The sequence below is a fragment of the Aureimonas sp. SK2 genome (genome assembly GCF_029813115.1).
Classification (GTDB): Bacteria; Pseudomonadota; Alphaproteobacteria; order Rhizobiales; family Rhizobiaceae; genus Aureimonas.
The window spans coordinates 1-457 of record NZ_JAPZDS010000077.1; the positions used below are offsets into that span (position 1 = coordinate 1).

The 457-nt window shown below is 73.7% G+C and carries 1 protein-coding gene; it reads right to left on the bottom strand.

From position 1 onward, the window contains the following. On the bottom strand, positions 1-457 hold a 457-nt coding region (locus O5O54_RS22280; protein ID WP_279484034.1), incomplete at both ends, for an efflux RND transporter periplasmic adaptor subunit.

Genomic DNA, 457 nt, shown 5'->3' on the forward strand with positions numbered 1-457 from the left:
CGAGTTGACGCCCGCCGTAACGATGCGCATGCCCGCCTCGATGCCCGAGGTGATCCGCACCTCGCCGCGGCCGCTGGCCTCGAAAGTGACGGCGCGCCGGGCGACGCGGCCGGCGGCCTCGTCCACCACCCAGACGGAGGCTTCCGCGCCCGTCCGCAGGAGCGCCGTGTCGGGCAGGCGGATCTCGCCTTCCGAGCCCGTGTCGCGCCGCGCGTCGACAGTCGTGCCGACGCGGAAGGCCGGCGGCGGGTCGTCGAGCGTGATTAGGACGCGCCGGGTGCGCGTCGCGCTGTCGGAGCGCGGTGCGATCTCGCGCACCCGCCCGCTCGTGACGCGCGAAGGATCGATCTGCAGCGAGACGAGGAATGCCTGCCGGGGCGCGAGCGCATCGACCTCTTCATCGCTGACGTCGACCGCCGCCTCGCGAACGTCGGTCTGGGCAACCGTCACGGCGACC